This is a genomic window from Pseudomonas sp. JQ36, from assembly GCF_053851495.1.
Genome location: NZ_CM132642.1, coordinates 3,285,848 through 3,298,838, shown reverse-complemented (window position 1 = coordinate 3,298,838; position 12,991 = coordinate 3,285,848). Strand labels below are relative to the sequence as shown.

General features: G+C 60.7%; 14 protein-coding genes and 1 pseudogene. 9 read left to right on the top strand and 6 right to left on the bottom strand.

Annotation, left to right across the window (positions count from 1 at the left end):
* Window positions 1–135: 135 nt before the first annotated feature.
* The gene (gntR, locus tag ACS4NR_RS14825; protein ID WP_007917805.1) at window positions 136–1,167 is read right to left on the bottom strand and encodes an HTH-type transcriptional regulator GntR; all 1,032 of its coding nucleotides are present in this window, start codon (window positions 1,165–1,167) and stop codon (window positions 136–138) included.
* Window positions 1,168–1,383: 216 nt separating this feature from the next.
* Between gntR and ACS4NR_RS14820 the strand changes: the two genes are divergently transcribed.
* Together ACS4NR_RS14820 and ACS4NR_RS14815 are read left to right on the top strand one after the other, a co-directional pair.
* Window positions 1,384–1,917, top strand: coding sequence for a gluconokinase (locus ACS4NR_RS14820; protein ID WP_027612589.1), 534 nt, complete (start codon window positions 1,384–1,386; stop codon window positions 1,915–1,917).
* Between the two features lie 82 nt (window positions 1,918–1,999).
* A complete protein-coding gene (locus ACS4NR_RS14815) occupies window positions 2,000–3,355 on the top strand; it encodes a GntP family permease (RefSeq protein ID WP_095137079.1) in 1,356 nt (451 codons plus the stop codon).
* Window positions 3,356–3,533: 178 nt separating this feature from the next.
* On the opposite strand, the gene alaC is transcribed toward ACS4NR_RS14815, so the two are convergent.
* Entirely contained in the window at window positions 3,534–4,751 is a 1,218-nt protein-coding gene (gene alaC, locus ACS4NR_RS14810) for an alanine transaminase (protein WP_095137080.1), read from the bottom strand.
* 137 nt (window positions 4,752–4,888) lie between these two features.
* On the opposite strand from alaC, the gene ACS4NR_RS14805 reads away from it, so the two are divergent.
* The 3 genes from ACS4NR_RS14805 (at window position 4,889) to ACS4NR_RS14795 (ending at window position 6,928) form a co-directional block, all read left to right on the top strand.
* Window positions 4,889–5,551: a LysE family translocator gene (locus ACS4NR_RS14805; RefSeq protein ID WP_007969355.1), complete on the top strand. Its 663-nt coding sequence runs from the start codon at window positions 4,889–4,891 to the stop codon at window positions 5,549–5,551.
* Between the two features lie 68 nt (window positions 5,552–5,619).
* Window positions 5,620–6,114, top strand: a complete 495-nt coding sequence (locus ACS4NR_RS14800; RefSeq protein ID WP_456017764.1) for a GyrI-like domain-containing protein — start codon at window positions 5,620–5,622, stop codon at window positions 6,112–6,114.
* 325 nt (window positions 6,115–6,439) lie between these two features.
* Window positions 6,440–6,928 carry a GNAT family N-acetyltransferase gene (locus ACS4NR_RS14795; RefSeq protein WP_166219081.1) on the top strand — a complete coding sequence of 163 codons (489 nt, stop codon included), beginning with the start codon at window positions 6,440–6,442 and terminating at the stop codon, window positions 6,926–6,928.
* Window positions 6,929–7,065: 137 nt separating this feature from the next.
* On the opposite strand, the gene ACS4NR_RS14790 is transcribed toward ACS4NR_RS14795, so the two are convergent.
* A complete protein-coding gene (locus ACS4NR_RS14790; protein WP_095137084.1) occupies window positions 7,066–7,671 on the bottom strand; it encodes a pyridoxamine 5'-phosphate oxidase family protein in 606 nt (201 codons plus the stop codon).
* Window positions 7,672–7,689: 18 nt separating this feature from the next.
* Window positions 7,690–8,175: a GNAT family N-acetyltransferase gene (locus ACS4NR_RS14785; protein WP_115989063.1), complete on the bottom strand. Its 486-nt coding sequence runs from the start codon at window positions 8,173–8,175 to the stop codon at window positions 7,690–7,692.
* A gap of 140 nt (window positions 8,176–8,315) precedes the next feature.
* Here ACS4NR_RS14785 and ACS4NR_RS14780 point away from each other — a divergent pair, with 140 nt between their 5' ends.
* The 3 genes and pseudogenes from ACS4NR_RS14780 to ACS4NR_RS14770 all read left to right on the top strand — a co-directional run bounded on the left by ACS4NR_RS14780 (window position 8,316) and on the right by ACS4NR_RS14770 (window position 10,329).
* The gene (locus tag ACS4NR_RS14780) at window positions 8,316–8,741 is read left to right on the top strand and encodes a nuclear transport factor 2 family protein (RefSeq protein ID WP_204895681.1); all 426 of its coding nucleotides are present in this window, start codon (window positions 8,316–8,318) and stop codon (window positions 8,739–8,741) included.
* Window positions 8,742–8,781: 40 nt separating this feature from the next.
* Window positions 8,782–9,126 carry a YciI family protein gene (locus ACS4NR_RS14775; RefSeq protein WP_456017763.1) on the top strand — a complete coding sequence of 115 codons (345 nt, stop codon included), beginning with the start codon at window positions 8,782–8,784 and terminating at the stop codon, window positions 9,124–9,126.
* Window positions 9,119–10,329, top strand: a pseudogene (locus tag ACS4NR_RS14770) (RNA polymerase sigma factor). Before ACS4NR_RS14775 ends, ACS4NR_RS14770 begins: the two are co-directional and overlap by 8 nt.
* A gap of 331 nt (window positions 10,330–10,660) precedes the next feature.
* On the opposite strand, the gene ACS4NR_RS14765 reads toward ACS4NR_RS14770, so the two are convergent.
* Window positions 10,661–11,515, bottom strand: coding sequence for a LysR family transcriptional regulator (locus ACS4NR_RS14765; protein WP_456017762.1), 855 nt, complete (start codon window positions 11,513–11,515; stop codon window positions 10,661–10,663).
* 89 nt (window positions 11,516–11,604) lie between these two features.
* On the opposite strand from ACS4NR_RS14765, the gene ACS4NR_RS14760 reads away from it, so the two are divergent.
* Entirely contained in the window at window positions 11,605–12,036 is a 432-nt protein-coding gene (locus ACS4NR_RS14760; protein WP_456017761.1) for a multidrug/biocide efflux PACE transporter, read from the top strand.
* Between the two features lie 159 nt (window positions 12,037–12,195).
* Here the strand turns inward: ACS4NR_RS14760 and ACS4NR_RS14755 are convergent, their stop codons facing one another.
* Complete coding sequence (locus tag ACS4NR_RS14755; RefSeq protein WP_456017760.1) at window positions 12,196–12,951, bottom strand: SDR family NAD(P)-dependent oxidoreductase; 756 nt, start codon at window positions 12,949–12,951, stop codon at window positions 12,196–12,198.
* Window positions 12,952–12,991 lie beyond the last annotated feature (40 nt).

Sequence of the window (12,991 nt, the reverse complement as noted above, 5' to 3'; positions counted from 1 at the left end):
CCCGACACAAAACACTGTAGGAGTGAGCCTGCTCGCGATAGCGTTGTGTCAGGCGATGCATGTTAAATGACACACCGCTATCGCGAGCAGGCTCACTCCTACAGGGGGTGTGTTCAACTCAGCATTTGAGAAGGATCAGGTACTCTCGCGAATCTTCAATTCAAAACCCATATCCTCAACCGGCCGCGCCACGCTGTTGCCCGCCATCAACGTCAACATCTGCTCCGCCGCGCGCCGGCCGATCGCCTCGCGCGGGGTGTTGATGCTGCTCAGGCGCGGCACCATGTGTTCGGACATCGGCAAGTCGTTGAAGCCGAGGATCGCCACCTGCTCGGGGATCTTGATCCCGTTGCGCAGCGCTTCGAGCAGCGCGCCCTGCGCCAGGTCGTCGTTACCGAAGAAGATTGCATCGACATCCGGATGCGCCGCCAGCAGTTGCAGGAACAGCTCACCGCCCAGGCCCACGGACGAGGAGCGCGGCGTCAGCACTTCCAGATCCGGGTCGTAACGCCCGGCCTTCTGCAGGGCTTTGCGGAAACCTTCACCGCGCAACAAGGTGCGCTGATCGAGTTGCGCACCGATGTAGGCCAGACGCTTGCGTCCGCGGGAGAGCAAATGTTCGGCCGCGGTTTCGCCAGCACTGAGCTGGGAGAACCCCACGCAGTTCACTCCGGCGGCGCTGTCCAGTTCCATCATGTACACGCAGGGAATGTTGCTGGCCTCGATCATCCGTCGCGAACTTTCCGTGCGATCAAACCCGGTCAGCAGAAAACCGCGCGGCTGATAAGCCATGTAATTGCGCAGCAGGTTTTCTTCTTCATCGCGCGAGTAGTGGAAGTTGCCGATCAGCACTTCGAAGCCCTTGGGCGTGAGCACCCGATGAATGGCTTCCAGCGTATCGATGAACAACAGGTTGGACAGCGACGGCACCAGCACCACCACTGAATGGCTCTGCGCCGAGGCCAGAGCGCGGGCTGCCGGGTTGACCACGTAGTTGAGTTCAAGCGCGGCTTTCTGCACTTTTTCCACCAGTTCCGTGGCGACCGTGCTGACACCGCGCAGTGCGCGGGAGGCGGTAATCGGGCTCACGCCGGCGAGGCGGGCAACTTCATTAAGGGTGGGACGGCCGGTGGTGCGAGTGTTTTTATCGTTTTTAGGGGTGGTCATCGGGCGGCTTGCCAAACAAAAATCAAGGCACTAAGGTAGCGCTGTCCTGATGCAGCTGCAAATGCGTAAGCGAGGTCCTGCCTGATCTTCGCTTTTTGGCGTTGGGAACAAACCTGCTGCAACCCAAAAAAACGACAAGAAGGCGTCGGCAACTTCTGCCTGTGCACTAGAGTCATAGCTAGCAAAGGTAGCGCTGTCTGCGCGCTGAGGTGTTATATGAGTCATCCCATCACCGCCCTGGTCATCATGGGCGTTGCCGGTTGCGGCAAGACGTGCGTCAGCGAGGCCCTGTGCCAATTGAGCGGCGCCACTGCCATTGAAGGCGATACTTTCCATCCGGCCGCGAACATCGAAAAGATGAGCGCGGGGATCCCCCTGAACGACGACGACCGTGCCGGCTGGCTCGACAGCCTGTGCGATGAACTGCGTCGCGTCGATGCATCGGGTAAACGCCCGGTGCTGACCTGCTCGGCCCTTAAACACAGTTACCGCGAAGTGTTGCGCAGTGCCTTGCCGGGCCTGGGCTTCGTGTTTCTTGAGCTGACCCCTGAAGTCGCCGCCGACCGCGTGTCTCATCGCCCGGGCCACTTCATGCCGGCGACGTTGATCGAAAGCCAGTTCGCCACCCTCGAATCGCCGGTCGGCGAGCCGTTGACCCTGGCACTGAATGCTTCGATCCACAGCGTTGAAGAACTGGCGGCCCAGGCACACGTCTGGTGGCAGGCCCACGGTCTGAAACAGGCGGTATGAGTGTGTTGAAAGAGCTAGCGCTGTCCTCACGAATTCTGTTTAACCCGCTTTAATAACAACAACAAGCCAGGAGACACCCCCAATGTTTGGCATGTCCCACGACACGTTTCTGCTGCTTGATGCAGTGGTCACGGTAATCGGACTGATCGTCCTGATTACCAAATTCAAGATTCACCCCTTTATCTCCCTGACCATTGCGGCCGCGTTCCTCGGCCTGACGTCCGGTATGCCGATCGGCACGATCATCAAGGCGTTCCAGGACGGCTTCGGTGGCGTGCTCGGTTTCGTCGGCATCATCCTCGCGCTGGGTACCATGCTCGGCAAAATGATGGCCGAGTCGGGCGGGGCGGATCAGATCGCCCAGACCCTGATCCGCGCGTTCGGCAAGGACAAAGTGCAATGGGCGATGATGTTCGCCGCGTTCCTGGTCGGTATTCCGCTGTTCTTTGAAATCGGCTTCGTGCTGCTGATTCCGCTGGTGTTCATCGTTGCCCGCCGCACCGGTGTGTCGATCATCAAGATCGGTATCCCGCTGCTCGCCGGCCTGTCCGCCGTACACGGTCTGGTGCCACCGCATCCGGGCCCGCTGCTGGCCATCGGGGTGTTCGGCGCTGACATCGGCAAGACCATTCTTTACGGTCTGATCGTTGCACTGCCGACCGCCATCATTGCCGGCCCGATCTTCGGTACGTTCATCGCCAAGCACATTCCCGGTCATCCGAATCAGGAACTGGTTGATCAACTGGCCCGTGAAAGCGACGACTCAACCAAGTTGCCGAGCTTCAGCATCACCCTGATTACCGTGCTGTTGCCGGTGTTCCTGATGCTGCTGAAAACCTTCGCTGACGTGGCGCTGCCGGACGGTCACTTCTTCCGCACCTGGATGGACATGATCGGTCACCCGATCTCGGCACTGCTGCTGGCCTTGCTGTTGTCGCTGTACACCTTCGGTCACAAGCAGGGCATCGGTTCGCAGCAGATGCTCAAGTGGCTGGACGCGAGCCTGGCGCCAACCGCCGCGATCATCCTGATCATCGGTGCCGGTGGTGGCTTCAAGCAGATGCTGGTGACCAGTGGTGTGGGCGACGTGATCGGCCACATGGCGGTCAGCGCGCAGATCTCGCCGATCCTGCTGGCGTGGCTGGTGGCGGCGGTGATTCGTATCGCCACCGGTTCGGCCACCGTGGCGACCATCACGGGCGCCGGCATCGTGGTGCCGGTGGTGGGGATGATCCCGGGCGTCAACCGTGAGCTGCTGGTGCTGGCCACCGGTGCCGGGTCGTTGATCCTGTCCCACGTGAACGACGCCGGTTTCTGGCTGGTGAAGCAGTACTTCAACATGACCGTGGCCGAAACCTTCAAGACCTGGACGGCGATGGAAACCATCCTGTCGGTGGTGGGCCTGGGCTTTATCCTGCTGTTGTCGCTGTTCGTGTAAGCGATCTCACAGACACAAAAAAACCGCAGCGATGCGGTTTTTTTGTGCCCTGATTTTAGGTTTCACCCAAAACCAATGTGGGAGCGGGCTTGCTCGCGAAAGCGGTGTATCAGTCGCTGAAAATGTTGACTGACACGACGCCTTCGCGAGCAAGCCCGTTACCACAGGAGGATAGGTGTCAGGCAGTGGTTTTCGGGGCCAGGCCATCCGCCCGGAACATCCCGCGAATCCCGCGCACCGCCTGACGAATCCGGTCCTGGTTCTCGATCAGCGCAAAGCGCACGTGATCATCGCCATACTCACCAAAACCCACCCCCGGCGAGACGCAGACCTTGGCCTCGGCCAGCAGCTTCTTGGCGAATTCCAGCGAACCCAGATGCGCGTAAGCCTCGGGAATCTTCGCCCAGACGTACATCGACGCCTTCGGATTCTCGACCATCCAGCCCAGCTCATGCAGGCCTTTGACCAGCACGTTACGACGCTGGCGATACTGCTCGGCGATGTCGCGCACGCATTGCTGATCGCCTTCGAGCGCGGCAATTGCCGCCACTTGCAGCGGAGTGAAGGTGCCGTAGTCGTGGTAGCTCTTGATCCGCGCCAGGGCGTTGACCAGCTCCGGGTTGCCAACCATGAAACCGATGCGCCAGCCGGCCATGTTGTAGCTCTTGGACAGGGTGAAAAACTCCACCGCGATGTCCTTGGCGCCCGGCACCTGCATGATCGACGGGGCCTTCCAGCCGTCGTAGACGATGTCGGCATAGGCCAGGTCGTGAATCACCAGCACGTCGTACTGCTTGGCGAGGGCGATCACCCGTTCGAAGAAATCCAGCTCCACGCATTGTGCGGTGGGGTTGGACGGGAAACCGAGGATCATCATTTTCGGCTTGGGGATCGAACCGCGAATCGCCCGCTCCAGCTCATCGAAGAAGTCCACGCCGGGCACCAGCGGCACCGAACGCACCTGGGCGCCGGCAATCACCGCGCCGTAGATGTGAATCGGGTAGCTCGGGTTCGGCACCAGTACCGTGTCGCCCTGATCCAGGGTCGCCAGCATCAAGTGCGCCAGGCCTTCCTTGGAACCGATGGTGACGATGGCTTCGCTTTCCGGGTCGATATCGACCGCGTAGCGTTGCTTGTACCAGTTGGAAATCGCCCGACGCAGGCGCGGAATGCCCTTGGACGTGGAGTAACCGTGGGTGTCTTCGCGCTGGGCAACCTGCACCAGTTTTTCGACAATGTGCGGCGGCGTGGCCCCGTCGGGGTTGCCCATGCTCAGGTCGATGATGTCTTCACCACGGCGCCGCGCGGCCATCTTCAGCTCGGCGGTGATGTTGAAAACGTAAGGGGGGAGTCGATCTATGCGCGCAAAGCGGCGCGGCGAACCTTGTTCAGCCATTGTTGCCTCGGATAACGTAAGCGCCCGGAACCGTCCGAGCGACGCTGGTCACTGCGGTGACCTGTGGCGGAAGATAAGGGCAGCGATGGCGGACTGTCCAGCGTGCACGACAATAATTTTTTCCAAGGAAATGCTTAATGGAATTCACCAGCGGCTTCTTGCTGAGCCTTTCGCTGTGCCTGGACATCGGCGTAGCCAACATCGCAATGATCACCCTGGCGATGCAGCGCGGTTACTTTCAGGGCTTCGCGCTGGGCCTCGGCACCTGCGTCGGCGACCTGATCTATGCGGTGTTGGCGCTAGCCGGGATGACCGTGTTGCTGCAGTACGAAAGCGTGCGCTGGGTGCTGTGGATCGGCGGGTCTGCGTTGCTGATCTATTTCGCGGCGAAGATGATCTACTCGGCGATTCACCACGAAGCGCAGTTGGCAGCGACCGCGGAGGTCGGGCAGAACTCGCATCGCAAGGAGTTCTTTCGCGGGATCTTCCTCGCCATGTCTTCGCCGAGCGCGATCCTCTGGTTCGCTGCAGTTGGCGGCACCCTGATCGCCCGCTCTGGTGGTGGCGGTCCGCTCAGTTCGGCGCTGTTCCTCGGTGGTTTCCTCTGCGCCGGTCTACTGTGGTCGGCCGGTCTGTGCTTCGCCGCGAGCCACGGCGGCAAGCTGCTGGGCGACAAGCTTCTGCGCTACTCCTACATGGCATCGGCGGCGATCTTCTGCTATTTCGCGGTCTACGTGATCGTATCCGGTTATAACGAGTTCGTCGGCTCCGGGGCTGCCGACCAGTTGCACGCCTTGTGACATTGCGAATCGGGTTTGGCTTCTATACTCAGCAGCCGAACCCCTACTTTTGTTCCAGGAGTCGAGTCATGGATGAGCAAAAACGCGTCGAAGTGGCGGAACCTCGCTTCGAACATGGACACTTTCTGCTGATCGCGGGATTTCGTGGTCGATTCACTCAGGACACTGCCAAGGACATTCCCGCGCTGTGGGAAAAGTTCTTGCCGCACCTGGGAAAGATACCGGGACAAAAAAACGAAGTGACCTACGGCGTCTGCAGCAACTTCGACGGCAAGGGTGGCTTCGATTACATCGCCGGGGTGGAAATCAGCAAGCTCGATGACCTCGACCAGAAGGTCTATCAGTGGGTCGAAGTGCTGCCCCGGCAGTACGCGGTGTTCGAGCACAAGGGACCGCTCGACCAGTTGCCGCAAACTCTGCAATACATCTACAAGACCTGGCTGCCGACCTCTCACTACGTGGAACTGAATGCCCCGGAGCTGGAGCGCTACAGCGCCGATTTCAATCCGCGACTGCACACCGGCAAACTGGAAATCTGCGTACCGGTCGATACCAAGGCCTGAGCCCATAACGATGAGGCGGATCGCTGATCCGCCTCATGTTGTTCAACCGCGCTTGCCCTTGCCCAGCCGCCGCGCCCGCAACAGGTCGATGCCCAGGGTGATAAAGCCGAACGTACTGATGCCCAACACCATCAACAGGCCGATTTCAACGCTGCTCATAAGCGGTTACCCCCCAAGGGTGATCAGAGACACACCGCAGAAATAGCCCGTCGCCGGCACGAAGAAAAGCGCTTATACGCAGGCTTTACGCCCCCCGCGCGGATCGATATGAACACCTTATTCCTTTATGCTTTGCGCACCTTTCTCCGCTGATTTTCGAGCTGCCATGAACACCGTCATCCGCAACGTCACCGCCGCCGACCTGGACCGCTGCTACGCGATCGAAACCGTTGCCTACGAAGGCGATGAAGCTGCCACTCGCGAGAAGATCGCCACGCGCATCGCTACTTGGCCGGAGGGCTTTATCGTCGCCGAGGTGGACGGCGTGGTCGCTGGTTTCGTGAACTCCGGTGCGGCATTTGACGTGCAGATGTCCGACGAGGCGTTCAAGGAGCTGATCGGTCACGATCCAGCGGGGCCGAACGTGGTGATCATGTCGGTGGTGGTGCACCCGGACTATCAGGGGCAGGGTCTGGCCAAGCGCTTGATGGCCGAGTTCATCGAGCGCATGCGCGGGATGGATAAAGCGACGATTCATCTGATGTGCAAGGAAAAGCATATTCCGCTGTACGCCGGGTTCGGCTTTGCCTACATCAAACCGTCGGAGTCGGATCACGGCGGGATGGCGTGGCACGAGATGATTCTGACCCTCTGAAAATCGCTGCAAGCCCAAATGTGGGAGCGGGCTTGCTCGCGAAGGCGGTGTGTCAGTTGCCAATGATTTATCTGACACGACGCCTTCGCGGGCAAGCCCGCTCCCACAGGGGGGCAGTGGTGACTCGCTGATAGGTGTCAGTAGAGAGTGTCGCTTACTCTTTTCGGTGCTTCGCGGTCATAAGTTTCGGCATCGAACTGCCCGTCGTTCAGGCGCTTGTGGAAGGCGCCGGCAGAGGGCAGGGCCGAGCGCGGCAGGTGGGTTTCCGGGTTCCAGGCGTCAGAGCGCACAAAGGCTTTCGAACAGTGGAAAAACGCCGCTTCCACCGTCACCAGCAACACGGTTTTCGCCGGTTTGCCGTTCACCGCAAAGCTTTCCAGCAGCTCAGGATCGGCGCTGATGGTCGCGGTGCCATTAACCCGCAACGTCTCGCCGATCCCCGGAATGATGAACAGCAGCGACACCCGTGGATCGTGCAGCACATTGCGCAGGGTATCGATGCGGTTGTTGCCCGGGCGGTCCGGCAGGGCCAGGGTGTTTTGGTCAATGATCCGCACGAACCCGGCTTTGTCACCGCGTGGCGAATTGTCGAGACCGTCGGCGCCCACCGAGCTGACGATCACCAGCGGCGACAGGCGCACCATCGCCTGATAATCCTCGTTGAGAAAACCGATCTGCTTGCGCACCGCGCGGTCGTGGGGCAGGCCGTAAATAGCTTCCAGTGCTTCGATTGAATCGATCATCGTGCATCCCTCGATGATTTAGAAAAACAGTCCCATACGCCGCTCGTAACCGATACGGCCCTTGTACGCTTCGCCGCTGTCGACGAAACCGTGTTTGGCGTACAGCGCGATCGCCGCGTCGTTATCCGCATCCACCGACAGCTCCAGGCCCTTGATCTCCGGCCATGCTTCACGCGCGACCTCGGGCAACGCTTGCAGGCAAGCCTTGCCGTAACCTTTGCCCTGCGCGCGGTGATCCACCTGCAAGGCGTGCAGGGTGGCGCTGTGTTCATCAGCCCAGGCCGGCAACACCGGTGGGCGCTTGAGCAGCAGAAAAGCCACCGGCACCTGATCGGCCAGCAGGGCAAAGCCTTTGACGCCGGGACCCGGTTTGGACAGCAGCGTATGCAGCGCGCCATGGATGTCGCCGGAGAACTTGATCTGCTCGGGATGGATTTCAATCGCCTCGACTTGCTGACGCTGCAAGGCGTTCAGGCTGTCGTACGGCACGAGTTGGGCTGACACGGGAATTTCCTTTTTCCTACAAAGATGAGCCTCGGATTCTAGCGATTTTGTGTTCGGCGGAAATTTTTTGTTTCGGCTGTCGATCTGCCGGTTTGCCGAACGACTAACGGTGTCTTCACAACAAAAACACGGAGAACACCATGAGCGCACAGACTGAAATTCAAGCCCTGATCAACACTTACCGCGAAGCGGTGATGACCAAGGATGTCGACAAAGTCATGGCGTTGTATGCCGATGACATTCTTTCCTTCGACGCGATCAAGGCCCTGCAATTCAAGGGCAAACCCGCTTACCGCGCGCACTGGGAAGCCTGCATGGAGATGTGCCCCGGCCCGCACGTTTTCGAGTTTCACGAGATCGTCATCGAGACCGCCGACAACCTCGCCTTCGCGCACTGGGTCGCCAACTGCGGCGGCACCAACGACAAGGGCGAAACCCAGAGCTGCTGGATGCGCGCTACTGCGTGCTATCGGCAGGTGGGCGGGACGTGGAAGATTGTCCACGAGCACTGGTCGGCGCCGTTCGATCCGATGAGCGGCAGCACGCTGTTCGATGTGCAACCCTGATCTTCAGCCATAGTTGATCCGTTCGATTCAGGAGAACACCATGAAGTATTTATGCCTGGTCTACAGCGATGAGCGCCTGCTGCACACGTCGCCCGACAGCCCGGAAGACGTGGAGTGCTGGGCCTACGCCGAGTCGATTCAGGGCAGTGGGCGGATGGTCGCGGCCGAAGCGCTGGAGTCGGTGCAGACCGCGACCACCGTGCGTATGCGCAACGGCAAGCTGTCGATCACCGATGGCCCGTTCGCAGAAACCAAAGAGCAACTGGCCGGTTTCTACCTGATCGATGCCAAGGATCTCAACGAAGCGATTCAGGTCGCCGGCCACATTCCGGCGGCCCGGGTCGGCAGCGTTGAAGTGCGTCTGGTGCGACAGTTGAATGTCTGAAGTCCGGGCGCGGGTCGAGCAGGTCTATCGCGAAGACTCGCGGCGGATTCTGGCGACGCTGATTCGTCTGCTCGGGGATTTCGACCTCGCCGAAGAAGCCTTGCACGAGGCGTTCTTCGTCGCGGTCGAGCGCTGGCAGCGCGACGGTGTGCCGGACAATCCGCGCACCTGGCTAGTGTCCACCGGGCGTTTCAAGGCCATCGATGTGTTGCGCCGCCGCGCCCGCTTCAAGGCCTCGCAGCCGCTGTTGCTGGCGCAGCTCGAAGAGCTGGAACAGGCTGACTGGAGTGGCGAAGACGTGGAAGACGACCGCCTGCGGCTGATCTTCACCTGCTGTCACCCGGCGCTGGCGGCGGATGCGCAAGTACCGCTGACGCTGCGTGAGGTCTGCGACCTGACCACCGAGGAAATCGCCCGCGCGTTTCTCTCGGCGCCGGCGGCGATTGCCCAGCGCATCGTGCGCGCCAAGGCGAAGATTCGCGATGCAAAAATCCCTTATCAAGTACCGAGCCTGAGCGAACTGCCCGAGCGCCTCGACAGCGTGTTGCGGGTGATTTATCTGGTGTTCAACGAAGGCTATTCGGCGTCGATGGGCGCTGAGTTGACCCGTGAAGATCTGACCCGCGAGGCGATTCGGCTCGGGCGGTTGCTGATGGAATTGCTGCCGGAGCCGGAGGTCATGGGCCTGCTGGCGTTGATGCTGTTGCACGAGTCGCGACGCTCGGCACGGACTTCCGTGGATGGGGAGTTGATTCTGCTGGACGACCAGGATCGCTCGCGCTGGGATGCCGGGTTGATCGCCGAAGGTTGTGCGCTGGTGGAGCGGGCGCTGACCACGCGGCGATTTGGGCCGTATTGCCTGCAAGCGGCGATTGCCGCGGTGCATGCCGAAGCGCCGTCAGCGGCAGAAACCGATTGGCAGCAGATCGTCGGGCTGTATGACGTGCTGTTGCGCGTGATGCCGTCGCCGGTAATCGAGTTGAACCGCGCGATGGCGCGTTAGCCGGGCTGACGCTGATCGAGGGGATCCTGGATCGCGGTGAGTTGCAGGATTACCACCTGGCGCATTCGGCGCGGGCGGAGTTTTGTCGGCAGTTGGGTCGGGTGGAGCAGGCGCGGGCGGCGTACCGGCGAGCACTGGAACTGACCCGGCAAGAGCCGGAGCGGCGGTTTATCGAGGGGCGGCTGAGCGAACTGGATTGATCCGAGGTATTCATTGGCAGTGCCGGCCCCTTCGCGAGCAAGCCCGCTCCCACAGGTGATTGCATTCCAACTGTGGGAGCGGGCTTGCTCGCGTAGGGGCCAGTAAAGTCAGCATGAAAACATCAGGTTTGCTCGCGATTGGGAGCTTCTATTCCAGCATCTCCCACAGGTGAGCGCATTCCAACTGTGGGAGCGGGCTTGCTCGCGAAGGGGCCAGTAAAGTCAGCATGAAAACTTCGGATTTGCTCGAGATTGGGAGCTTTTATTCCAGCATTCCCACAGGTGAGCGCATTCCAACTGTGGGAGCGGGCTTGCTCGCGATTGGGAGCTTTTATTCCAGCATCTTGCTCAGTAACCAGCTCCCCGCCGGCCCCGGTGGATAAATCCGCGACCACAACGCATCGACATACACCGGTTTTGGCCAGCCGCGCACCGTCAGTTCCACCAGCGAGCCATTCCCGAAACGCGCCACCAGCCAGCGCGGCAGCGCCGCCCAGCCAAAGCCCATCTCCGCCATTTCCATCAGCATCAGGTAACTCGGCGCCGACCACACCCGGCCTTTCGCCCGGCTGTCGTAGGGATTGACGATGGTCGCCAGGCGCAACTCGCGATGCTGCTCCAGCACCTGCTGGTCGACCCGTTCGACACGGGTCAGCACATGATCACCTTTGACGAACAGCGCCAGGTCAGTGCGCTCGGCGACGGTCGAGGTCACCAGATCCGGTGGATAGGTGTCCTGCATTTCGGCAAACGCCAGGTGCGCGCGGCCACGCTGGACCAGTTCGATCAGGTCGTCGCACTCGGCGATCAGGCATTCCAGTTCTAGGTCCGGATAGCGCTGCTCGAAGCCGACCAGCGCTGCTTCGAAACGCGCCGATTGATAGGTGTCGGAAATCGCCACGGTCAGCTTCGGCTCAACGCCTTGGGTCAGTTGCCGGGCGCTCATTTCCATGCGATTGGTGGCCGCCAGAATCGCCTCGGCCCGTTGCAGCATCACATGCCCGGCCGGGGTCAGGGTCGGTTTGCGGCTGCTACGGTCGAACAGCACCAGATCCAGATCGATCTCTAGGCTGGCCACCGCCGCACTGATGGTCGACTGACTGCGCCCGAGTTTACGCGCCGCCGCCGAAAACGAACCCTGGGTTGCCGCTTGGACAAACGCCAGCAGCACTTCTTGCGAAGCCATGAACTATCGCCTTGATCGATGGTTATTGGTTATGAAGTATCGGTGCGAGGGCGGATCATGGCAACCATCTTCACTCAAGGAGTCAGGCCATGACTGCCAACAAATCCATCACTGAACGTATCTTCCAGGCCATCGGTTTCGAGTGTCTGGCGATTCTGATCTGTACGCCATTGCTGGCGTGGATCATGGACAAACCGCTGCTGGACATGGGCGCGGTGACCGTGCTGATCGCGATGTTGGCGCTGGCGTGGAACGTGCTGTTCAACGGCTTTTTCGATCGCATGCTCAAGCGCCTGAATGTCGACCACAACGGCTGGACACGGGTGATCCACGCGCTGCTGTTTGAGGGCGGATTGATCGTGATGGGCGTGCCGCTGATTGCCTGGTGGTTGTCGGTCAGCCTGTGGCAGGCGTTTTTGCTGGACATCGGCGTGCTGCTGTTCTTCCTGCCGTACACCTATGTGTATCACTGGGGTTATGACGTGGTGCGCGAGCGGTTATTGACGGCCCGTGCTGCTTGAGTCTGGAAGACAAACTGTGGCGAGGGAGCTTGCTCCCGCTCGGCTGCGTAGCAGTCGTAAACCCGATAAACGCGGTCTGTCTGTCAGACCGCATTGGCCGGTTTTGGGGGGCGCTTCGCACCCCAGCGGGAGCAAGCTCCCTCGCCACACTGTTTGGGTTTAGAGGAACATGCCGCCGGATGCTTCAACCCGCTGCCCGTTGATCCACTGCGCACCCGGCGCCAGCAGCATCGACAGCGCCCCCCCAATATCATCCGGCTGCCCGGCGCGACCCAGTGCGGTATTGCTCGCGACCATCGCGTTCAACGCCGCGTTGTCGCGCACGGCACCGCCGCCAAAGTCGGTCTCGATCGCGCCCGGCGCCAGAATGTTCACGCCGATCTGCCGCGCGCCCAGCTCCTTGGCCTGATAGCGGGTCAGCACTTCCATCGCGCCTTTCATCGCCGCGTAGGCAGCGTAGCCCGGCAGGCTGAAGCGGGTCAGACCACTGGAAATGTTGATGATGCGCCCGACATCGTTAATCAGCGGCAGCAGTTGCTGAGTCAGGAAGAACGGCCCTTTGAGCTGGATATTCATCAGCAGGTCGAACTGTTCCGGGGTGGTCTCGGCGTACGCCGCGTGCACACCGATCCCGGCGTTGTTGATCAGAAAGTCGAAGCGCGGGCGATCAAAGTGCTGCAACGCCTGCTCAACCCGCGAAGCGAAATCGGCAAAGGTTTCGCTGCGACCGACGTCCAGTTGCAGCATCACGGCTTTGGCGCCGCGTTGTTCCAGTTCAGCGACCAGCGCCTGGGCTTCATCGGCGCGGCTGTTGTAGGTGCCGATGATGTCCACGCCTTCAGCGGCGAGGTGCAGGGCGGCGTTCTTGCCCAGGCCACGGCTGGCGCCGGTGATCAATGCGATTTTGCGGCTCATGTGAAATCCTCAATTGCGGTGAGTGGTGATGAGCAAAGTT